This window comes from Rhodococcus sp. WWJCD1, from assembly GCF_002258735.1.
GTDB lineage: Bacteria > Actinomycetota > Actinomycetes > Mycobacteriales > Mycobacteriaceae > Rhodococcoides.
Genome location: NZ_NOXY01000009.1, coordinates 21450 through 44767 on the forward strand (window position 1 = coordinate 21450; position 23318 = coordinate 44767).

General features: G+C 64.4%; 15 protein-coding genes. 7 read left to right on the plus strand and 8 right to left on the minus strand.

Annotation, left to right across the window (positions count from 1 at the left end; genetic code table 11):
• Nucleotides 1-174 precede the first annotated feature (174 nt).
• From CH286_RS28400 to CH286_RS05380, 3 genes are all read right to left on the minus strand, one after another.
• Nucleotides 175-1197: a GAF domain-containing protein gene (locus CH286_RS28400; RefSeq protein WP_176458149.1), complete on the minus strand. Its 1023-nt coding sequence runs from the start codon at nucleotides 1195-1197 to the stop codon at nucleotides 175-177.
• A gap of 238 nt (nucleotides 1198-1435) precedes the next feature.
• Entirely contained in the window at nucleotides 1436-1945 is a 510-nt protein-coding gene (locus CH286_RS05375) for a GNAT family N-acetyltransferase (protein ID WP_217902906.1), read from the minus strand.
• A gap of 100 nt (nucleotides 1946-2045) precedes the next feature.
• Nucleotides 2046-3074: an ABC transporter substrate-binding protein gene (locus CH286_RS05380; RefSeq protein WP_094608591.1), complete on the minus strand. Its 1029-nt coding sequence runs from the start codon at nucleotides 3072-3074 to the stop codon at nucleotides 2046-2048.
• A gap of 176 nt (nucleotides 3075-3250) precedes the next feature.
• On the opposite strand from CH286_RS05380, the gene CH286_RS05385 reads away from it, so the two are divergent.
• The 5 genes from CH286_RS05385 to CH286_RS05405 are packed head-to-tail and all read left to right on the plus strand — an operon-like array spanning nucleotide 3251 to nucleotide 6825.
• Nucleotides 3251-4261 (plus strand): intradiol ring-cleavage dioxygenase, encoded by a 1011-nt coding sequence (locus CH286_RS05385; RefSeq protein WP_094608592.1) that lies wholly within the window; start codon nucleotides 3251-3253, stop codon nucleotides 4259-4261.
• Between the two features lie 34 nt (nucleotides 4262-4295).
• Nucleotides 4296-4511, plus strand: a complete 216-nt coding sequence (locus CH286_RS05390) for a twin-arginine translocase TatA/TatE family subunit (RefSeq protein ID WP_032376093.1) — start codon at nucleotides 4296-4298, stop codon at nucleotides 4509-4511.
• Entirely contained in the window at nucleotides 4508-5326 is an 819-nt protein-coding gene (gene tatC, locus CH286_RS05395; RefSeq protein ID WP_255182580.1) for a twin-arginine translocase subunit TatC, read from the plus strand. The genes CH286_RS05390 and tatC overlap by 4 nt, the downstream gene beginning before the upstream one ends.
• Nucleotides 5314-5754, plus strand: a complete 441-nt coding sequence (locus tag CH286_RS05400; RefSeq protein WP_094608593.1) for a preprotein translocase — start codon at nucleotides 5314-5316, stop codon at nucleotides 5752-5754. Before tatC ends, CH286_RS05400 begins: the two co-directional genes overlap by 13 nt.
• A 48-nt stretch (nucleotides 5755-5802) precedes the next feature.
• Complete coding sequence (locus tag CH286_RS05405; RefSeq protein WP_094608594.1) at nucleotides 5803-6825, plus strand: hypothetical protein; 1023 nt, start codon at nucleotides 5803-5805, stop codon at nucleotides 6823-6825.
• An 18-nt stretch (nucleotides 6826-6843) separates the two neighbouring features.
• Here the strand turns inward: CH286_RS05405 and CH286_RS05410 are convergent, their stop codons facing one another.
• Together CH286_RS05410 and CH286_RS05415 are read right to left on the minus strand one after the other, a co-directional pair.
• Nucleotides 6844-7413 carry an LppA family lipoprotein gene (locus tag CH286_RS05410; RefSeq protein WP_094608595.1) on the minus strand — a complete coding sequence of 190 codons (570 nt, stop codon included), beginning with the start codon at nucleotides 7411-7413 and terminating at the stop codon, nucleotides 6844-6846.
• Nucleotides 7410-9134: an alpha/beta hydrolase gene (locus CH286_RS05415; RefSeq protein ID WP_141215800.1), complete on the minus strand. Its 1725-nt coding sequence runs from the start codon at nucleotides 9132-9134 to the stop codon at nucleotides 7410-7412. The genes CH286_RS05410 and CH286_RS05415 overlap by 4 nt, the downstream gene beginning before the upstream one ends.
• A gap of 88 nt (nucleotides 9135-9222) precedes the next feature.
• Between CH286_RS05415 and CH286_RS05420 the strand changes: the two genes are divergently transcribed.
• Nucleotides 9223-9522, plus strand: coding sequence for a WXG100 family type VII secretion target (locus CH286_RS05420; protein ID WP_176458150.1), 300 nt, complete (start codon nucleotides 9223-9225; stop codon nucleotides 9520-9522).
• Between the two features lies 1 nt (nucleotide 9523).
• Here CH286_RS05420 and CH286_RS05425 read toward each other — a convergent pair whose 3' ends face one another.
• The 3 genes from CH286_RS05425 to CH286_RS05435 are packed head-to-tail and all read right to left on the minus strand — an operon-like array spanning nucleotide 9524 to nucleotide 20982.
• Entirely contained in the window at nucleotides 9524-10192 is a 669-nt protein-coding gene (locus CH286_RS05425) for a hypothetical protein (RefSeq protein ID WP_094608598.1), read from the minus strand.
• A gap of 15 nt (nucleotides 10193-10207) precedes the next feature.
• Nucleotides 10208-11086 (minus strand): cyclopropane mycolic acid synthase family methyltransferase, encoded by an 879-nt coding sequence (locus CH286_RS05430; RefSeq protein WP_032405430.1) that lies wholly within the window; start codon nucleotides 11084-11086, stop codon nucleotides 10208-10210.
• Nucleotides 11086-20982 (minus strand): non-ribosomal peptide synthetase, encoded by a 9897-nt coding sequence (locus tag CH286_RS05435; protein ID WP_094608599.1) that lies wholly within the window; start codon nucleotides 20980-20982, stop codon nucleotides 11086-11088. Before CH286_RS05435 ends, CH286_RS05430 begins: the two co-directional genes overlap by 1 nt.
• A gap of 205 nt (nucleotides 20983-21187) precedes the next feature.
• On the opposite strand from CH286_RS05435, the gene CH286_RS05440 reads away from it, so the two are divergent.
• Complete coding sequence (locus tag CH286_RS05440) at nucleotides 21188-22963, plus strand: DUF4012 domain-containing protein (RefSeq protein WP_094608600.1); 1776 nt, start codon at nucleotides 21188-21190, stop codon at nucleotides 22961-22963.
• The last annotated feature ends 355 nt before the right edge of the window (nucleotides 22964-23318 follow it).

A 23318-nucleotide genomic window follows, 5' to 3' on the forward strand; every position in this document is an offset into this window, starting at 1 on the left:
TGAATGGATGCAACAGGAATCGACGGCCCCCTCGACAGTGGCGTGCACACCGAGGGAGTGACGTGGAGGTCCACCCGACACCGACAAGGTCGAACCTCAGACGCTGTTAAAGCGTGAGTAAAAGTTAACAAAAGTCACCGGATCCCGCAACGGCTAGGGCACCGCACGCCACAATCAACGCGCATACTCTGCAACGTGGTCGTGAAAGACCAACAGAATCGCGTCGACAGCGTCGGCCAGACCCACGTTGTGAACAGTCGCCAGCACCTCCTCGTACACTCCGTCCCGGATGCGAAGACGCACCGACGAAACTCCACCGCGCGGCCCCTCATCCACAGCGCGTGCAGCAGAACGAACCATGTCGACATCGTCTGGATGAACGAATGCCCCGTCCGCGTCGAGATCGGTCCGCTGCCACTGAATACGTTCCGGCGCATCCCCATCCCAATGCAACAACACCAAGGTTGCGGGATCGAGCACCGCTCGATACTCACCAGGTCGGCGCAGCGACCTCGCCACGGCCTCCGCAACACTCGCCCCGGTCGAGGAGCGTTCCGAAACATCGGTCGCAGAACCCAAATCGACTGAAACACCTCGAACAGTCCCGCGGCAAGGTGCGCCAGTACCTTCGGGTCGTCCGAAACGGGCGACGATCTGCAACACACGATCATCACCATCCGGACGCCGCTCGACACCTCGAACCTGCAGAACCCGTCCTGGAACACCGGCAATCACGTCGGCCAGAACGCCGACCGTGTCCGACCCGAGGTCGAGCTTGTTCAGCCCCTGGGCGAAGGAATAACTCTGCTCCACCCCCAACGACGACCACGATTGGTCGTCGCTGACAATCGCACTGCGCCGACCTCTACCTGAAGCCAGATCCCACGTGAAAGCCCATGCGGATGGCCTACGCGAGGTATCGGACGAACCGTAGCCGACCCGCAACCACACCCCGTGCACAACACCGGAAACATCTTCCGTGATCGGCTCCGCCACCACCGATCTACCTCGCGACGACAAAGTCACCATGCGTTTCTTCGCGCATACCTCGCGTACTGCGGAGAGCGCAGACGAACGATCGTCGGACCGAAGAAAGGAACCCAAAGCCACACGCTTCCGGGGAGTTTCCCCAACCGCCACGACGAACGGATGGCCATCATCGAGTACTTCCACAAGCAACCACTGCGGCGCAGCCATACCCGCCTCCTCGTAGAAATTCGATCCCAGCACCTGCTGCCACCCTCAATCCCAGCAAACCACACCGAAGACCGCTCGGTATGTAAGGCCGGCAGAGGTCCGCGCGCGCTCCAGGACCGTCGTTGGTATAGGTAGGCACTCGAAAACGTTGCGCGACCAGCTGGTTCGCGTCAAACGTCGGATCTGATCCGGCGTCGCAGCAGCGTCTGTCGCCCGAGCGCCACCATCACGCTGCGTCTCATTGGGTCGCTTCGAGTCGGTAGTGGCGCGAGTGCGCACCGTCGTAGAACTCCTCCGTGTACTCGGCGAAGCCGACGCGTTCGGCTACTCGGCCCGAGCGTTCGTTCGCCACATTCACGCTCGCCATCAACGCAACCCACGGGAGCGTGCGGGCACGCCAGTCCACAAGTGCTTGTGCCGCCTCGGCTGCGTAGCCGCGGCCCCACACCTCGGGACTGAAGCGGTAAGCGAGGTTCAGCACACGTTCACCGTGAAAATCACGAACCCGAATCCCTGCCAGCCCAATCACGTCCGGGCTGGAGCGGGTGCTCACCGCGCAGTACCCGTACCCGTGTTCTGCCCAGTGCGCGAGCCACGAGTCGAACAAGAGGTCGACCTGTGCGACGTCGGGCGAGTCCGACTGGAACCGGGTCGTTCGGGGATCGGTGTGCAATTCGACCATCGCCAGTCGATCCTCTTCGCGCAGGGGACGCAGGATCAGCCGGGTGGTTTCGATCTCGGTGAACACAACCGCAAAACTATTGCCGCTTCGGGACAACCGCTACGGCGGCCGCCTCACGACCGCCGCTCATCCCAATGTCGCCGCCCCTTCAGCTCCTCGGTAGTACTCAGCCGACGTTGTTCACGGCGGATGCGAGTCCGTCGACCAGCGTCGGCAGGAAATACGGAATCGACAATGCCGTCGGGCCTACTGCAGCTCCGGCTTCCTGGCCGACGAATCCTGCGACTGCACCCGCGGCTACGGCCGGAATCTGGCGCGAGACAGGCGAATCGACGAATTGCTGCAAGGCGTCGTCGGTGTCGACCTGAGTGAACACCACATCGGCGTCGATTTTCGAGATGTTCTCTGCCGAGACGGTGGTCGAGTACGTGGCGTCGTCGGTCGCGAGGTCGGTCACCGATGCAGGCGAGACGAAGCCGAGATTCTCGAGTAGCTCCACTCGGGGGTCTGACGGCAGCAGTAGGTAGTACACATCGGCGGCCTCGGACACGTATGCGATCGATCGGCCGTCGAATTCGGGATGCTGCGCACCTGCCTCGCTCACCTGCCGGTCCAGATCGGAGACCAGATCCCGGGCCCGATCCGGAACGCCGAGAACATCTCCGGTGGTGGTGATGACATCGCGCCACGGCGTCGACCACAACTCTTCGGGCGGGGCGATGACGGGGATTCCAGCGTCGGTCACCGCGTCGTATTCGGCCTGCGTCAGGCCGGAGTGCGGGGCCAGCAGCACATCAGGATCGGCGGCGAGCACCTTCTCGACCGTCAAGGCGTTGGTGACGTTGTCGAGCAGAGTCGGCGCCGGACCGCCGCTCGCGTCGATCGCGTCGGAGATCCACGGGTAGATCAGATCGTCGCCGCCGCCGTATTCGGCCGCGGGCATGGCCACCGGCACGACGCCGAGCGCGAGTACCGCGTCCGTTGTGCCGAAGCCCCAGGTCGCTACCCGTTGAGGCACAGCGTCGAGGGTGGTCTCGCCGTACATGTGTGGCACCGTCAGCGGGAACGAGCCGGTGGACGACGCCGCGGTAGGAGTCTCGACGGTATCTGAAGAGCTGCAGCCCGCGAGTGCGATGGACCCGGCCAACGCGGCGGTGAGCACGGCAGCGAATCGAGTAGTTGCGCGATGAGTCATAAATGTCCTGTATGTCGGTGATCGGACTTGTAGGTTAGCCTTAGCTATACCTGTTGGTAAAACCGACCGCCCGGGGCTCACAGGAACCTCGCAGTGAGAGTCCAGGGTTCTCACCGGAACATCCCAGAGTATTGGCACTACCGAAAAGAACCGATGCCATCTCAGGAGATCAGACGATGCCCCCAATTCCAGAGCCCACCAACACTTCTGCCGGACCGACCTACGAGGGACGGCTTCTCGATCGCCCCACCGAAGAGGTGGTCGATCAGGGTGCCGGGTTCGACATCACCACCCTGATCACTCGCCGCCGCGTGCTCAGCATCGTCGGCGCGGGGGCCGGAGCGGTGGCACTGGCCGCCTGCTCCTCGACGTCCAACGGCGCAAGTGTCACCAGCACAACAACTTCCACGACGACGGCTACCGGCACCGCGAGCGCAACGAGCGAAATCCCCCAGGAGACCAACGGCCCCTACCCGGCCGACGGCACCAACGGCGTCAATGTTCTCGAAGAATCAGGGATAGTGCGCAACGACATCACCTCCAGCCTCGACGGCGGAACCACAGTCGAGGGAACGCCAATGTCGTTCACCTTCACACTCACCGACATGGCGAACGACAATCGACCGTTCGAGGGTGCTGCCGTGTACGTGTGGCAGTGCGACGCGGACGGCCAGTATTCGATGTACTCCGAGGGCGTCGAGGACGAGACGTATCTGCGCGGCATTCAAGCTGCCGGTGCCGACGGTACGGTGACGTTCGAGACCATCGTCCCCGGCTGCTATTCCGGTCGATGGACCCACATGCACTTCGAGGTCTATCCCGATGCGGCGTCGGCAACCAACGCGGACAACGCTATTGCCACCTCACAGGTCGCGTTCCCTCAGGACATGCTCGACGCGATCTACCAACTCGACACCTATCCGAACTCCGCGAAGAACCTGGCCCAGCTCGGCAGCCTCGACAACGACAACGTCTTCGGCGACGGCTACGACCTCGAGATGGGGACGTTCTCGGGCGACCCCACATCCGGCTACGTCGGATCCTTGGCCGTGGCCATCGACACCACCACCGAACCCGCCGCAGGCGGCGGCGGAGCACCTGCCGGAGGTGGCGGCCAGCCTCCGATGGGCGGCGGCACTCCCCCTGCAGGCGGCCCACCGGCCGACGGCGCCGCACCCACCAACTGATCCCCCCTCACCCCACATCACCGAAGGAAATACCATGTTGCACAACCTCACCGGATGGCACGCCCTCATCGTTCTCGCCATCCTGCTGCTCGTGTTCGGCTCGACCAAACTCCCGTCACTCGCCAAGGGCGTCGGCCAATCGCTGCGCATCCTCAAAGACGAAGTGCGCGAGGACAAGAACGCAGCACCCCGCGATGACGCGGTTGCCGACGCTTCGTCCGCCACAGTTCCGTACCGACACGCGTCGTGATCACGGCCACCGCCGCGCGGGGCACTGCCGCGCGGGCTACCGCTCCGCGGGGCACCATGCCCCTGGCCGGCCATATGCGCGAGGCACGTCGCCGTGCGATCCGCGCGGCGGTGTCCCTGCTCGTCGGCATAGCGATCGGGTTCGCCCTCTCCGACCAGATTCTCGACATCCTCCGCGCACCGGTCGAGGAACTCGCCCTCTCGCGTGCAGCCAGTCTCAACTTCGAAACTGTCACGGGCGCTTTCGATCTCGAACTGAGAATCGCTCTGTTCGCCGGCGTGATCGTGTCGAGTCCGGTCTGGTTGCGTGAGCTGTTCGCCTACCTCACTCCCGGTTTGACGCGTCGCGAGAAGAAGTACGTGTACGGATTCTCCGCCGCCGCGGCCCCACTGTTCGTGGCCGGGTGCATGTTCGGATTCACCATCTTCCCGCGCATGGTCAGCGTCCTTGCCGGCTTCTCCTCCGACGAGGACAGCACCATCCTCAACGCCTCGTATTACGTGGATTTCGTCATGAAGATCGTGTTGGCGACCGGTATCGCCTTCGTCCTTCCGGCAGTGCTCGTGATGCTCAACTGCCTCGGCATCCTCTCCGCACACCGACTTCGCAGCAGCTGGCGGCTCAGTGTCGTCGGAATTGCCTTGTTCAGCGCGCTGGTCACTCCCGCTGCCGATGTCCTGTCCATGTTCCTGGTCGCGTTACCGATGGCGACCCTGTTCGGTGCGGCCATTGTGATCACCGAGGTACACGACAGGCGAGCTGCCAGGCGCGCCCTCACACCCTCGAAACCGGAGCTCACATCATGTTCGGATTGACCTTCGAAAAACTGTTCCTGGTCGCGATCATCGCCGGGTTCGTCCTCGGCCCCTCGCGCCTCCCCGGTTACGCCCAACAACTCGGACGGGCCGTGCGCTCGGTTCGGCAGTTCGTCGACACCACTCGCAGTGCAGCGGAGGACGAGATGGGCGTTCCGCTGCGCCGCAGCCAGTGGGAAACGATGGACGTGCGCCAGTACGACCCGCGACGCATCGTCGCCGACGCACTACGCGACACCGACGTCGCCCCGAGTACCGAGTGGCCCGACGAGGTCCTCGCAGAGGCCGGCCGAGTGCGACCCGGTCAGAAATATCTGATCACCGGGCCCTCATCGCATCCACGCCGAATCCTCATCGACTCGCTGCCCGAAAACGACCCACGCCGCATCGCCGCACAGGTCGTCGGCGAATGTCGCACTGCAGGTTAGAACGGCGAAAGAAGGACGTTGAGTGACACAGTCCGGCATGATGTAGCGATGACTACCAGCGTCTTGGCTGCTTCGGAGTCGGGTGTCTCCGCAATTGCGTTGTGGACCTTGATCGTCGTGGTGATCGCCGCTGTCGGTGCCGCGTGGGCTGCGTTGAGCGTGCGCCGGGTCGGCGCGAACGAGGACGTCATCTCCCGCGAGGTGGCGGCTCTGCACAATGCTGTCGATCGTCAGGTGCGCCAGTCGAGCGAGAGCGACTCGTGGAATCGCGATCAGGTGACCGCGCGTTATCAAGAGCTTCTCTTTGCCCTGTCCAATGTCGATCGTGTTGTGGCCGAGGAGATTTCCGCAGCGGTGATCTCGACGCCGGTAGGCGATCTCGCTGCTGCGACTCGGGCCCTGAACAAGGCCTACGACCAGTTGAACCTCGCACTCAGCGCAGCACTGGTGGTTGCTCGCCGACGCGTTCATCCATTGGCACTGGAGTTGTCGACGGGCATCGATCGCCGAGTGTTGACCCCGCTGGCACCCGAGACCGGAATTGCCGGACCCGCCTACGAACGCCTGCAGAGCGAGCACGCGTACATCATCAGAATGCATTCGTTGTTGCTCAAGGCGATGCGTGCCGATCTGGGGCTACTCGATCCCAGTGCCGAGGCCACACTGATCTTCACCACGAAGGAAGTGGAAACGGGTGTGCTGTCGGATCGGTCGACGGCAGCTGGACGCAGTGGGGTGCAGCTGATCAACCTGCTCGAGGATTTCGGTGTGACGCCACTGCTGGGCGCGGCGGACGACTATGTGATGTCCGACGCCCTGGTGGCCCAGTGCGAAGAGCTCTACAGCTCAGTGAGCCCGTCGTTCCAGGCAGTGATGCGGCACATCGGTGACGAAATCGATCTTGCAGTTCGGCCCGACCTCACCGATGAACGTCTCGACGAGATCTACGACATCGCCGTCCGTCTGGTCGAAGCCGGACTGCGCGGAAACATACACCGCAGAGACGGATTGGACGGCAGCAGCCTGTTCCTGATCGACCCGACACATCAGGCAGGGATCGATCGGGTGTAGCAGACGGGTTCGACCCGATCACCGCAAATAGCATCCCGTCGTGATCATCAGTGCTGTCCGCCCACCCGCACCGAGGAGAATGCGGCCACCATCGGGGTCGCGGAAACTCACCTGACGACGCTCGGCATTCTCGCTGTTCAGGTCGGTGCCGTCGAACCCGTTGGCGACGGCGATGGAATTGACGGCCTCGAGCACGGCCCGCCACCGATCGGCTGGGATCGGCGCGTCGGAACTGAACGGCACGAGCTTCACATTCAAGCCGGGCGTATTGGAATACGGCTCATCGCAGGGTGATTCGCTGCGTGTGCGGGTGGTCGACCATTCCAGCCCCGGCACCAGCGTCGAGATCGCCGCCTTGATGTCTTCCTGCATCCGCTCGAAAGCGGGCTCCACCGTGCTCTGCCGACCCTCCCGCTGCTTCAGCTCCTCGAACCGCAAAGCGGTCTGCTCGGCAACGATTTCCGAGTCGGCCTTCTCACGCGGACGATGCTCTCCCTCGTACGGCTCCGGTGTGTTGCTCATACATCCCCCCAGGAACACGGCAGCCAGTATTGCTGCTGCCGTGCACGCCTTGCTTCGTCGTGTCATCGGGCCACTGCCACATCGGGAATGCCTGCGATCACGGCTGCTTGATTGAACTGACTCGTGGTGTCCAGCTTGTAGTAGTCGCTGTGACTTCCCATCCGTTCGATGATCGGGCCGGTGAATCGATCGGTGGACATGAGCGCGACGTCGGTGCCGTCGGGCATCACCACGTCGGCGGCGCGAGTCGACAGATCGTGCACTCCGGCGATCTCGCGTGGATCGCCACCGAATGCGGCCAGGGCCGCAACACCGTCTCCGCCGGATGCGAGGGTGTACGCGTCACCGGTGATGTTCAGCGCACCCAGGTTGTCGGTGCCGACACCGGGCGATCCCATGAACACCGCGTCGTCCACACCGGTACCGTCCTGCAGCGCGAATCCTGTTGTGAGAGAACCATAGGAGTGCCCGACGGCGGTCAGATGCGGATCGCCCGAACGTGATGCGTCGATGCCGTCGAGGAACGACGCAAGCCTGCTGCCTCCGGTCTGAGCCATGTCGTCGGACAACACCCCGACCTTCTGCGGGGCCTCGTATCCCATGTAGGCGACCGATGCGACGGTCTGTCCGGCGGCGTCGGGACTGTAGTGATCGAGTTGCCATTGCGAGAGGTCACGGATGTTCGCCGCGTCGTTCACGAGGCTGCCGAGCCCCTTGTGGACGGTGCTGGTGAAGCCTGGTGTGTGGACGGATACGTGATCCGCAGTGTCCACGTCACCGACTGCGATGACGGCGGTCGCCAGCGTCCGTTCCGGCGAAGCGTCGAAGGACAGCAGGTGCCGATCCGGAACCGGAATGCGCTGTCCGTCCGCGCCCAGCACAAAGCTCCCGTCCGTTCCCTTCTCGAACATCAGACGTTCGACGGCATCGAGCGACGTTCGCTTGTCGAGCGCCAGTTGCAGCCGCTGTCCGTCCATCGCACTACCGGTCTGGTCGAAGCGAGCCTGCGCCTCGTTGACCTGACCGTCGACGGAGCTGCGGTCGACATCCAACTGAGCGAGGTTGGCGCTCGACCGATCGGCCGCCGGAATGCCGTCGAGGTCACCGATCCAGTGGGGCCGCTCTTCTCGCACGTAGTCGCGCTGATCGTCGGTGAGCGAGTTCCACCATTGATTGTTCGCGGCCGGATGTCCCTCGGCCGGCGGCTGCGGGGCTTTCGCCGCCCCCTGATCGCTGCCGATCCCCGCCGCCTCGCGCACGTCGGTACTGTCGTTGTCGCTGATCAGGTTTCGAGCAGCTGCGGTCATGATTGCAGCTGCGTTCTCCTCGATTTCTGTTCCGCGACGGACGATTTCGCCGACGCGGTCGAGGAGTTCGACTTTCATCCGCTGACGGTCCGCGGATTCGGCGTCGGTCCGATTCGGCGGTCGCTCGAAAGCCCATCTGTCCCACAGCGTGTTGTCGTTGCACACGGCGAAGTCGTTCGCGAAGGCCAGCGACGACACGTCGGCGAGCGCACGCTTCAACGCCACGACGGAATCTTCGGTGTCGTCGGTCAGTCGCTTGATCGCTCCGACTTGCGCGGCGGAGTCGGTCAGGTGATCGACGACCGCGTCGAATGCCCGACGGGCCACCTCACTTGCCTCCCCCACCCAGCCGTCGATGAGCTCGAGGCGATCGAGCTGATCGCCCAGATCGATCAGTGTGCTGATTCTGCTGGTGAGCGAGCTGCTGAGCCGCTCGAGCCCCGCCGTGTCCCAGTCGTTGATTCCCCCGATGTCAACCACGCGGTCAAGGTACCAGCCCACTGCCCTCCCAACCGGGTGTTACGTTCACCGTAGTGACAGGCACCAACAGCCTCGGGGGAGGAATGTGATGGGGGATCGTCTGGACGTCAGTGTTGCGGTGCTTCTCGACGCAGCAGGCAGAACCGACCTCGCGATCGAGATGGCATCCGACGATCTCGCCGTGGTGGCTCGCGATATGTCGGCGGGTACAGCGTGTTGGCCGGGAGCAGCAGGCGAAGCGTTCTCGTTCCTGCTGTCTGCGTGGGAGGCATCCGACTCGACACTGTCGACCGACGTGAAAGATCTTGCTCGAAAACTGCAGGCATCAGCTCGCGAGTACGCAGAGGCCGAGGCTCGAACAGAAGCGCAGATTCGCGGTACCGGCTGAACTACACCGGGCGGAAGCCCGCACCCGGAGCCCCCGATGCGCTCAGCAAACGCACCGATTCCGATGCGGAAGCGTAGGCGGTGGGACTGAGCAGCGGAGCGCCTGAGGCATGGCTGGCGATTCCGATCAGCGTGGTTCCGGCCACGAGCGGGGCTCCGGAGTCGGCCCACACGGTGACGGTATCGGACATCAGATCACTGCCCCGCGTGTCGACGACGGTGCCGCACGTCAGTCCGCTGCCGAGCCCGCTCTTGCAGACCGGCTGTCCCACCGATCCGATCCCGATGTCCGTCACTGTGATTCCGCCCAGACTCGACACCGGCGTAACCTTGGTGGGATCGAGGACGATGACGCCGTAGTCGGGTCCCCAATGCCCGACGGCCGTAGTGCCGACCGGGGCGGCAGGCGATCCGACGAGCGTGACGGGCAGACCCGTGCGCAGAATGCAGTGCCCTGCGGTGAGCGCAACGAGTCGGCCGGCGTCGTCGTATCCGACGGCCGCGATGGAGCAGGCGGTGAGATCGTCGATGCCTCCGGTGGTGACGAAACCACTGCCGGGCCCGACGACCGGAAGAGGTGCTGCGGCAGCGGTTCCGGGGGTCATCGCGCTGACGGCCATTACTGCGGCGGCGAACAGTCCACTGACAACACTGAGCCGGGCATTCTTCATTGTGGGCATTCCTTGTCAGTTCGAAGGTATGTCTGCAGCGGCCAGCGTGAATTGCACAACGTCGATGCGTGAACTCTTGAATCGCGCCGACGAGCCGGTGAGGTACTGCACGTACTTGTCGTACGTCGCCTCCGAGGACACGGCGATGGCCTCGTCCCGGGACGCGATCAACTTCTCGGCCCACGTGTCGAGGGTCCTCGCGTAGTGCAGCCTCAGAGGGTGCTCCCGAAGCAACTCGAACCCGGCATCGGCCGCTTTGGACTTGATCACCTTGACGAGCGTCAACTGTCCGCCGGGAAAAATGTCGCGCAGGATGAAGCGCGAGAAGTGCGCGTCCTCGCGGGTCAGTCCGCCCCCACCGGACGCCGGATCTGGCGGCGTGATGACGATGGTGTGCAACAACATTCGTCCGTCGTTCGCCAGTACCGAGCGGCACTTGGCGAAGAACGCCGAGTATCGGTTGCGCCTGAAATGCTCGAACGCGCCGATACTGACGATCCGGTCCACCGGCTCGTCGAATTCTTCCCACCCCTGCAACCGGATGTCGACGGTGCGGTCGGTCGACAGGCCGGCAACAACAGTGCGTCCGTGCTCGTACTGGTTTCGGCTCAACGTCAGACCGATGACGTTGACGTCGTACTTCTCGACCGCCCGCTTGGCGAGAGCTCCCCAACCGCAGCCGATGTCGAGCAGCGTCATCCCCGGCTTCAGGTCGAGCTTGCCGAGGGCAAGGTCGATCTTGGCCGTCTGCGCCTCCTCCAGCGTCATGTCCTCACGCTCGAAGTAGGCGCAGCTGTACGTCATACTCGGATCGAGGAACAGAGCGAAGAACTCGTCCGACAGGTCGTAGTGCGCTCGCACGTCATCGACGTACGGCTCCAATTGTTCGCTCATCACGCCACACCTTTCCCCACAGCATCGGTGCCGATCACTCGACCTAGTGCACGGGCACCGAACTCGCCCAGCATGTCTTCGTGTTCTACATCCACCCGGTGAACCGAAATCCGGCCGTCCACGAATCCCGTCCAGTGCTCCGCACCGTGCGAGCCGCGAGCGGCGAAGTAGTGCACCGGCCCCGCGAACACAGCCGGCGCATACGACGCCACCCAGGTGGGAGCCGCCGCGACGGGACGATACATTCGCCGCAGATGATCCACGGTCAGAAACGCAAGTTCACTTCTGTTCTCGCGCAATCGATCCACGATGCTCTCGAACGAGTCACCCTCGACCCCGAGCTGACGAGCGAGATCGTCGATGCCGAGCTCCGTGGCACCTTCAGGTGCCGAGAGCTGCGCGTCGACAAGCGCGAGCAAGGCGACGTCCTCACCCTCCGACTGCAGTTGTGTGGCAACAGCATGCGCGATCACTCCGCCGAGCGACCACCCGACCAGGTGATAGGGACCGTGCGCCTGAACACCTCGGATCTCGCGTACGTATCTCTCGGCGAACTCCTCGATCGAGGACGGCGGCGCTTCACCGTCGGCGATGCCCGGCACCTGCAAGCCGTACAGCGGGCGGTCGGTCTCCCCGAGGAGCGAGAAGTAACTCCAGGCGATTCCGATGGCCGGGTGCACACAGAACAGCGGCGCGCCCACGCCCTCGGTTCGCAGCGGTAGCACCACATCGAAGGCACGGTCGACTCCATGCTCGCCCGCGTCGAGTTGCGTTGCCAGAGTCGAGATCGTCGGATGTACCAGCAGCAGGCTGATGGGAAGCCGACGGTCCAGGCGGTCCCCCAGCGCATCCATCACCTGCACCGCCGAGAGGGAGTGCCCACCGAGATCGAAGAAGTTGTCGTCCACACCGATGCCCTCGCCGGCCACCTGAAGTACGTCGGAGAACACGGTGTGCACCAACACTTCGTTCGCGGAGACCGGGGCCCGTCGTTCGGTCGTTATCATCGAGGGCTCGGGCAGCGCACTCGCATCGACCTTGCCCGACAACGTCATCGGCAATGCGTCGACGACGGTCACGGTACTCGGCACCATGTACGCCGGGAGCGTCCTGGCCAGGAACTGGCGGGCCTCCCGCGGGTCGACGTCGCCCACCACGTAGGCAGCGAGCGAGTGCGCATGTCCGATCACGCTGGCCTGACGCACATTCCGGTGACGCAGCAGCGCCGCTTCCACCTCGGACAGTTCGACGCGATGGCCGCGCACCTTCACCTGTGAATCGACTCTGCCCAGATATTCCAGTTCGCGATCGCTGCCTCGAACCACGCTGCTCTGAACTACCCAGCGCACAAGATCGCCGGTTCGGTAGAGCCGACCGTTCCCGAACGGATTGGCAACGAAGCTACTTGCCGTCGTTCCGCTCTGCCCCACATACCCTTCGGCAAGACCGGCCCCGCCGAGGTAGAGCTCCCCGACGACGTTGTTTCCCACCGGGCGGAGACGGGCATCGAGGACCACGGCGTCGTAGCCACGAATCGGTCCGCCGATGGTCACCGGACCCGCTGCCTCTGCCGAGCCCCACTCACGCTGGTCGGTGGTGCAGGTGCTCATGACGGTCCCCTCGGTGGGGCCGTAGGCGTTGAACACCGAGCGACGACGTGACCACCGTTGCAGCAAAGCAGAATTGGCGGCTTCACCCGCCATCACCACCACCCGAAGTGACGGCACGGCTTCGGCGTCGGTCACCTGGAGCACGGTGGGCGTAAGGCAGGCGTGGGTCACCTGGTGTCGATCGATGAGCGCTTCGAGCTCGCGCCCTCCGTGCACCTCGGACGGAACGATCACCACGCTGGCTCCCGCACCGACGGCCATCAGTGTCTCGAATATCGACGCATCGAAACTCGGGGACGCGAACTGGAGCACCCGAGATTCCGGCACCACCCCGAAGAGGTCTCGCTGACTTTCCACCAGATTCGCGATGCCGCGGTGCGTCACCCGCACGCCCTTGGGCACCCCGGTCGAACCGGAGGTGTAGACGACGTAGGCCACGCTGTCCAGCGGTGCTGCACGAACATCGACACGGTCGAGCTCGTCGCCGGTGACGCTCACCCAGTCGCTTCCGACCGAATGGAAGTCTGCAGCCGAAATTCCCGTGACCGGAGCTGCGCGATCGAGGATCTCCTGCACCCGGGCCACAGGTTGCGAGGGGTCGATGGACAGGAAGCCGGCCTCGGTCTTGGCCACGGCCCAGATCGCGACAAGGTATTCGACGGATCGAGGATAGGCAATGGCCACCAGAGCCCCAGGCCGAGCGCCTGCGCGTATCAGACTGTCTGCCAGTGCATTCGACTGTCGATCCACCTCACGGTAGGTCAACGATCGCGCGCCGTCGATCACCGCGGTATTGTCCGGCCAGTTCGTCACTGCCTGCTCGAACACCGCCGCCAGTGTGCATTCGGATGCGCTGCCGCGATGGGATGCAACGGCCGACGGGGCGTACCCGAATTCTGCACTGCCGAGCCGGAAGTTCGGCTGCGCCCCGACCATGGTCAACACCTCGGTCAGGCGCTCGGCGAGTCCGAGAACCACCGATTGCGAGAACCGTGCGGGTGAGTACCCGAGATGGCCGATCAGTCCGGCCTCGGACTCGTCGAACAACACCTCGAGGTCGAACTGTGTGGCCGTGATGTCCACGCGACGCGGGGTGATCGACGACGGCCCCAGTTCGATTGTGGGAGTTTCCGTATCCCCGAAGGCGAGGAGCACCTGGAACAGCGGATGGGTATCGACGGCGCGAGTGGGTTGCACCGCGTCCACCACCCACTCGAACGGGACGTCCGAGTGCGCGAATGCATCGAGATCCCGGTCGCGGACCACGGTCACGAAGTCTTCGAACGTCGTCGACGGATCGACCTCGGTCCTGAGTACAACGGTCCCGACGAACATGCCGACGAGGTGGTCGAGCGCTGGATCGGATCGGCCCGCCACCGGGGTTCCGATGGCGATGTCCTGGGTGCCACTGGATTCGGCGAGCACGGCGGCCAGCGCTGCGTGGACCACGACGAACACCGTTGCGCCCAATCGGTGCGCGAGTGAACGCAGCCGCGTGAGGGTGTCCGGGCCGACGGAGAACTCCACGGCAATCGCATCGGCCGAGGGATCAGGGGTTCCGGTCGGAAGGTCGAGAAACTCCGGCACGCCGGCCAGGGTGCGGCGCCAGAACTCGAGCTGATCCGACGCCACGGCGTCGAGCACATCCCGCTGCCACACTCGATAATCCGAGTAGTCGACGGCGAGAGGGCCGAATTCCGGCACTGATCCAGACATTCGGGCCAGCAGAGCGATCTCGACGTCTCGGGCCAGTGGACGGAGCGAAAGGCCGTCGATCGCGATGTGGTGCGCGACGACGGACAGCGTCCGCTCGCCGCCTCTATCCATCAAGCCCAGTCGAAGCGGCGCTTCGAGGGTCAGGTCGAAGCCGTGCAGGGCCAGAGCATCGGTCCCTGCATGAGCATCGTCCAACGTCGACAGCACGATCTGCGGGTCGAGAAGAACGGTGACGGGACCATCCGTGGCCGACGGGTACACAGTCCGCAGCGGTGTATGCCGTTCCAGCACATCCGCTATCGCCGCGCGCAGAACATCGAGGTCCAGGTCTGCCGGGAGCGGCACCTCGAAGGCGATGTTGTATGCGGCCGAGGCCGGGTCGTATCGATTCTGCAGCCAGATTCGTCGCTCGGCCGGGGCAAGGCCGGGGTAGGACCGCGCGTCGGGATCGTGGACCAGAGCCGGTAGCGGAGTGTAGTTCTCGGACAGCAACTCGATCGCGGACGCGAGTTGCTCCGCAGTGGGCGATTCGAAGATGGTCCGCACCGGTACGTGGGTGCCGAGCGCCGCACTGATGCGGGTGGCAGCACGCGTCGCGACAAGAGAGTCCCCGCCGAGGACGAAGAAATTGGCGTCGACGGCAGGATCGTCGATGCCCAGCAGGTCGGCGAAGATTCCGAGCACCACCTCCTGCGCCAAGGTGCGCACCGCCGCCGGATTGCCCCCATGCAGGGTGTCCGAGTGCAGCGTCTCCGAGTACAAGGCGGCGAGATCCACTTTGCCGTTGCCGGTCAGCGGAATACCGTCGATCCGGGTGATGGCGGCCGGCTGCATCGACAACGGCAGTCTGTCCAGTAGCCACTGGGCAGCGTCCTGCGGATCGAGACCCACGACCCAGGCGTGAATTCTGTTCTCACGCACAGCGGTTGCTACTCCGCTGACGTCGGGGTGCGCCGTCAGTGCACTCTCGATCTCGCCCAGTTCGATGCGCACACCGTTGATCTGAACCTGGTCGTCCCGGCGCCCGCGGTAGTCGAACATGCCCGAGGGTTGCTGGCGAACGAGGTCACCGGTCCGGTACAGCCGCGTGCCTCCGGGTGCCGCGACGAAGCGCGCGGCTGTCGACGCCGGGTCCGCGTGGTACCCGCGAGCCACGCCCGAGCCCGCGAGGTACAGCTCCCCGACGCCACCGACCGGCACCGAGTGCAACCGGTCGTCGAGTACGAACGCTCCCACATGCGCCAACGGCCGACCGATGGTGACCGGCTCACCGGCGCGAAGTGACTCGGCCAGCGTGGCCACCACCGTCGCCTCACTGGGACCGTAGGCGTTCAGCATCGACCGCCCCGCCGACCAGTCGTCCACAACACCGCGGCCCAGCACGTCTCCGCCGACCGCGACGGTCTCGATCCCAGGGGTCGGCGGCACGGTGGCCAACACCGCGGGCGTCGACAGGTAATGCGTGACGCGATGCGCAGTGAGGAAGGCCGCCATCTCGTCCCCGCCGAGTAGGTCGGGCGGCGCGATCACCATGGTTGCCCCGGCCCCGAAGGCAAGGACCAGCTCGAGTACAGCGGCGTCGAAGTTCACCGAGTATCCATGCAGCACGCGCGAACTCGATGTCACGCCGTACCGCGGGATCACCTGCTGCGCAAGCGCATGCACACCCTGATGCGTCACCATCACGGGCTTGGGTGTTCCCGTGGAACCCGACGTGTGGATCACGTAGGCGGGGTGCGCAGGTTTCAGCGCCGCCAGGCGGTCCACGTCGGTCAGGGGCAGGTCGCCGAAGCTCTGGGCCTGAGTCTCGTCGAGCCAGTGCACCGCCCCGTCGACGCCGCCGAACCCGATCTCGATGTGCTCCAACATCTTTTCTCGCCGAGCCGCCGGATAACGCGGGTCCACGGGTACGAATGCCCCGCCTGCCTTCACGACGCCCCACATCGCAACGATGTACTCGGCCGACCGTTCGAGGGACAGGGCAACAAGAGTTTCCGGTCCGACGCCGTGTGAAATCAGAAGGCGCGCGATCCGATTGGAGCGACGATCGAGCTCGGCGTACGTCACCGATTCCAGGCCGTCGATAGCAACAGTATCGCCGGAAACAGCTGTGTCACGGCACAACACGTCGAACAGCGTTCCGTCGGCCAGCGAGGAGGGCAGTGCCGGCGTGTCTGCAAGCGCTAGGTCACCGACGACCACCGCGGGGTTCGCCACCGCCGCGTTCAGGATGTTCAGAATCACCGAGGCGAACTGTTCGACGGTAGCCCGCTCGTACAGGTCCAACGCGTACTCGATATGGCCGGTGAGGACCGCCGAATCACCGTATTCCTCAGCCAGCACGAGCGTGAGATCGAACTCCGAGGTGCGGGTGGGTATCTCCAGCACCGAGACGGGCAGGTCCTCGACCGATCGGTGCGGCGCATTGTCGAATGCCAGCATCACCTGAAACAGCGGATGACGGTCGAGGGATCGATCGGTCGCCAGGGCGTCGACGATGCGCTCGAACGGGACGTCGGAATGCGAGAAGGCATCGAGGTCCGCGGTGCGGACTGCGTCGAGCAAGGACGCGAAGCTTCCCGACGGGTCCACAGTGACTGCGAGAGGCAGGGTTCCGACGAACATCCCCACCATCTCGTCGAGTGCCTCGTGACCTCGCCCAGCAGTCGGAGACCCGACCACCACCCGGTTCGAGGTACCGAACCGGCTCAGGGCCGCAGCCACGGCGGCATGGACAACCATGAACGTGGTCGAGTTGGTCGATCGGGCCAACTCACGAATACCCGCGTGCAGATGTGACTCGATCTCGAAGGGAACCGAGTCCGTCATCATCGATTGCACCGCAGGCCTGGGGAAGTCCGCTGGTAGCTCCGCCGCTGGGGTGTCGGCATCACCCAGAACCGAATCACTCAAGACTGAAGCCCAGAACGAGAGCTGTTCGTCGGCAACCGAATCCACCATGGCCCGGTTCCACACCGCGTACTCGCCGTACTGCGCGCGCAGACGTGGCCATGTGGGCGCGTGACCTGCCGCACGAGAGGCGTGGGCGAAGGCGAAGTCGCGCACGAGTGGGTCGACCGACCACCCGTCCATCGAGATGTGGTGCACCACCACGACGACGATGGTGTCACCGGATTCCTCCACGCTCAGAAGCGTTGCGCGGATGGGTACTTCGGCCGACACATCGAACCCCTCGGCCGCGGCCGCTGCCACAGCAGAGTCCAGATCCCGCTCGGACATAGCGCGCTCGGGCACCTCGACCAGGACGGTATCGGTGGGCCGGACCACCTGCCGCGGCCCGTCGCCGTCGGACGGGTAGTACGTGCGCAGGGCTTCGTGCCGCTCGATGACGTCGCGGAGAGCCGTCAGAACCATCGAGGGATCGTCCCCGGCTCCCAGTCGAACCGCCACGGGCATGTTGTACGCGGGTGATGCGGGATCGAACTGGTTGAGGAACCACAGCCGCTGTTGCGCGTACGACAGCGGGATGCGCTCGGGCAGAACGGTATCGAGTAGCTCGAGCGAGACCTCGCGCGTCGCGGACGAGTCGATGGCCGCCGCGACGGCGCGAACCGTGGGGTCGGCGAACAACACGGTCAACGAGATCGAGGAACCGAGGCGGGCGAGAACTCGGGTGGCGCTGAGCGAGTCACCGCCGAGCTCGAAGAAGGAGTGCTCACGCCCCACATCCTCGACACCGAGGACGTCAGCGAATGCCTTCGCGACGGTACGTTCCGTGTCCGTTTGCGGCGCAACGTAGTCGGTAGTGACCGATGCGATGGGGGCCGGCAACGCACGACGGTCGACCTTGCCGCTCGAAGTGATGGGTAGTGCGTCCAGAACAACAACCGTGCTGGGAACCATCCAGGCGGGTAGACGGTTTCGGAGATGACCGTCCAGCCCCGCCGAGACTCCGGTGACGTACAGGACGAGTCGGTTGTCGCGAACGGTGGCCACAGCGGCGGTCACTCCCGCACACGTCGTTGCCGCGGCCTCCACCTCGCCGAGTTCGAGACGACGCCCGTGCAGTTGGATCTGCTGATCGCCGCGGCCCAGGTACTCCATCGTGGAACCGTCGTACGAGCGGCGGACGATGTCTCCGGTGCGGTACAACCGAGCTCCGGGTACGCCCGGGTCTGCGACGAACCGCGTCGAGGTCACGCCCGCCTGCCCGCTGTACCCGCGGGCGAGTCCGTCGCCGCCGAGATAGAGCTCGCCGACGCCTCCACACGGCGTGGGCCGCAGGTGCGCGTCGAGCACCAGCCCACGGACACCCGGCAGCGGCGCGCCGATGGTCACCCGTTCGGCAGCCTGCATAGGCTCGGACAGCGTGGCCAACACCGTCGCTTCGGTCGGCCCGTAGGCGTTGAGCATCGCCGCATCGGCAGCGACAAACCTGTCGCGCAACGCAGGAGGGCACGCCTCTCCCCCGACGTCGAACACGTCGATGGAGCTGAGGTCGTCGGCATCGAGAGTGGCCAGCACCGTCGGCGAGGTGATCAGGTGCGTGATTTTCTCGCGGTCCAACACGTGGGCGAGGGCAGGACCGGCGTAGACGTCGGCCGGGGCGATCACCAGGGTGGCACCCGCAGCGAACGCGGCAAGGATTTCCTGGATGGACGCGTCGAAGACGGGCGAGGCCGCGTGCAGCACCCGTGAGTCGGGAGTGACGGCATACCGGTCGACGACGTTGGCCGCGAGTTGCGCGAGTCCGCGGTGAGTGACACTGACGGCCTTGGGTTTCCCGGTCGACCCCGAGGTATGGATGACGTAGGCCTCGTTGTCGACGTGCAGGGTGGGCGGTGTGAACGCGATCGGGTCTGCGTCGAGCAGATCCTCGATGTCGAACCATTGAACCGTATCCGGAAGGTGTTGCACACCAGCACGAGTCGTGATGCCGAACTCGATGTGTCCATCGGCGAGTACCGCGGCCAATCGCTCCGCGGGCTCGTTGGGGTCGAGTGGAACGAACGATGCGCCCGAGGTCGAGACCGACCACGACGCCAGCAGCGATTCGTAGGAGCGATCGACGGCCACGGCAATGCGCTTCTCCGGGCCTGCACCGATCGAGACCAACTGCGCAGCAATATGTTCCGCAACCCTGGTGAAGTCGTCACTGGATTGATCGACTCCGGTGGCACGCACCACCGCACCGGTCGTCAGCAGCGAGGGCAGCAGTGTGGGGGTTGCGGTTGCAGATGCGCCGAGCACCTCTTCCTCGGCGTCGGTCACCTTCAGCTCGGACACCGCGAGCCCCTCGGGGGCATGGACCACCTCGCCGAGGAGCGCGAGGAAGCGTCGATGGTGGGCTGCGAGCTCTTCGGTGCTGTACAGCGCCGGGTTACCGAGGAAGTCGACGCGGGTACTGGTGCCGGCGACACCGGGGTAGACGTTGACCATCATGTCGTCGATGGGTCCACTGGAGAGCACGCGGTATTCGCCGATGACGTCACCGAGCAGAATTGTGCTGTTGTACATCATGATGTTGACCGTGGGACCGAACACTCCGCGTCCCGCGGCGGCACTGCCGGTGCCATCGCCGGTCGCCCGCTGCATGTCCTCGACGCGGAACCGCTGATGGCGCAGTGCGCCGGTGAGTTCCACCTGAATCCGTCGAAGAAGTTCTTCGACGGTGACTCCTGGTTCGACACCGATGCGCAGCGGCACGACGTTGGACATCATGCCGGACGATTCGCGCAGCTTGGTGGTCGCTCGGCCCGATACCGGCAAGCTGAGCATGACGTCTTCGGTGTCGGTCATGCGCGCGAGATAGAGCGCGAACGTGGCGAGCACAACGGGGACGTCGGAGGAGTTGTACCGATGCGCCACTGCAGCAACGGCTTCGGTGAGGTCCGCGTCCAACACGGCACCGACACTCACCGTCACTCCGCTGGGAGCGGCAGGTTCACTCGGGCTACCGGCCAGCCTGGGGGCCTCGAGGTGGCCGTCGAGTCGACCCAGCCAGTACTGACGATCGGTCTCGTAGCGGGAGGAGTCGGGGTACGCGGCCTCGTAGTCGTAGATCTCCCGCACTCCGATGGCGCGGGTCTTCGGGATCTCGGTGCCCTCGGTCAGCGCGGTGTACACCGCAGCGGTGCGCTCCTGCACCGAGATTGCGCCGAGGCCGTCCATCACGATGTGGTGAGCCCGGCTGTACCAGTAGTAGTGGCACGGGCCCACCTGGATGATGTCGGAGGCGATCAGTTGGTCGCGAACCAGATCCACGGGCTGCCGGTACTGCTCGTCCATGTAGCGCTGGGCATCCTCGATGGGATGGTCGCGGTCGGTGAAGTCGCGGTAGATCATCGCGTACGGCACCCGCAGGTCCGACCATTGGTACGGGTGACCGTCGTCCACACCGATTCGTACTGCAGGCGATTCGAGCCGTCGGCAGGCGATGTCCGTCGCACGAATCAACACGGCCGGATCGATATCGCCGCGGATCTCGACGTATTGCGCGATGGTGAACGGCACGTCCGGTGCCAGCTGCTGAGCGAGGTAGATATTCATCTGAGCAGCCGACAGGGGAAAGCGGCCATCCTCGAACCGCTCGTCCGCCTCTGGCGACACTCCCCGACCTCCTCAACGGACGCGCCCTGACGGCTTCGATTCGGCCTGCGCGCCGCTCATCGACGTCGATCTTTCATCGCCCATTACAAACTAGTCGACCGGGTGTGAATGCTCTACCTGGATCGAAGGACAGGTACGCCAGATTGTCCACTCCCCTTTAGGCTGTGCACGCGAATACATTTCCTCGACCGAGAGGCCACCGACGATGGCAACCAGTTCGACCGATACCCGAGGCCGGAAATCGGGTAGAAAGCGGCCAATTCTCATCACGGTGGGCGTATTTCTGGTCATTGTCATTGCTTTTGTGGTGTGGCTTGGTTACGAGTCCTATTCCGCGCAGTCGAGTCTGACCGCCACACGCGACTCGGCCACTCAGGCCAAGGACGCGTTGCTCGACGGCGATTCGGCCGGAGCCGAGGCAGCGGCGGCGCGCGCCTCCGAATCTGCGAACGATGCGGTCTCGGCGACGACGTCCATCCCGTTTTCCATCGCCAAAGCCGTTCCTTATCTCGGTAGTCCTTTGAAATCGGTAGCGCAGATCAGCGATGTGGTGCAGGGATTGGCCGTGGATGTGCTGGCCCCCGCGTCGGCAGCGGGTGCCAGCCTGAACCCGAGCAGCCTCGTCGAGGGCGGCGGCAAGGTGGACACCGCGGCCCTGCGGGACGCGCAACCGGTGCTGCAGCAGACGTCCGCCGCGGCCGCCGAGCTCAGTGAACGTGCCCAGCAGGTGGACGAGCCAGCCTTCCTCGGCGTGGTGGACGAGGCTCGCACGTCATTGATCGATCAGACTCACGAACTCGCGAATCTGCTCACCAACACCCGGATCGCCAGTGAACTGTTGCCGTCGATGCTCGGCGACAACGGCCCGCGCAGTTACTTTCTCGCGTTCCAGACCAATGCGGAGGCTCGGGGCACCGGCGGATTGCTCGGTGGATACGGCATCATTCGGGCCGAGAACGGTACGGCCCGGGTCGACACTCTCGGTGCGAACAACGAACTCGAATTCGCGAAACAGCCCATCGATCTGGGCCCCGAGTACAACGCTCTGTGGGCTCCGCGAAACACCACCATCGACTTCCGTAACTCGAATGCGAGCCCGCACTTTCCGTATGCCGGCCAAATCTGGTCGTCCATGTGGACGGAGCAGACGGGTGAAGTGCTCAACGGTGCCATTGCCACCGACCCGATTGCGTTGAGCTACATCCTCGGTGCCACCGGCCCGGTCACGTTGGCCGACGGCGAGCAGATCACCGCTGACAACGTCGTCGAGATCACCCTCAGCACGGCTTATTCCAGATTCGGCGACGACCAGTTGGCCCGCAAGGCGTATCTCCAGGAGATCGCCGCGGCAGTGGTGCAGAAGATGACCACGGGCGCGGCACCCACCAGGTCTTTGCTCGACGCGGTGGGCCGCGCCGGCAGCGAGGGCAGAATCTCGGTGTGGAGTGCAGACCCGGCCGAGCAGGCAATTCTGGCCGGCACCAAGGTGGGTCACGTATTGCCGGACAGCCCGGCACCGTTCGCCGACGTGGTGGTCAACAACGCCGGCGGCAACAAACTCGATTACTACCTGACTCGCGACATCAAGTATTCGGCAGAGTCCTGCACGGCAGGTACCCGCAAGTCGACGGTGACGGCAACGCTCACCAACAACGTGGATCCGAACGGCCTGACGCCCTACGTGGCGAGCACATTCCAGCCGACGGTGGAGTACGGCACCAACGAATCGATCGTCTACCTGTACGGCACTCAGGGCGCGAAGATCACGTCGATGAAGGTCAACGGCATCACGGGATTCTCCATCCAGGCCGGCACCGAGCTGGGCCGGCCGGTGCAGGCTGCGTACCTCACCATTCCGCCGGGTAAGTCGCAGACGGTGACGTGGGAACTCGAGGAGCCTTCGGCTTCAGGCGAGGCGACGGTGCCCGTGCAGCCTCTGGTGGATCAACCCACGGTGAGCATCGACGTTCCGCAGTGCTGAACATCCCCGGCGTCTTCATCACAGTCGACGCGAGGGTAGTGCAGTTACCCGAAGACTGACCTACAGTTTCGTTCCGTGATCGGAAAAAGACGTAGTGACGAGATACGGCCCCCAGAACAGACACATCCATTTCTTTGGATTGTGTTGGCGATACTCATAATCGCCACTGTCGCGCTGTTCGTTCTCACCGAATACGAGGGTCGGTTCTAACGACCGTCGGCTCGATGCCTCACGAGGGGCGGCCGGACATCCGCGTACGTCGTGCGCTGTCATTCAATCGAATGAACTTCCACCACCGCCTTGCGCAGAAAAACGAGCCTTCGGCGCATAACTGTTGTTATGCGCCCCCTTTTTC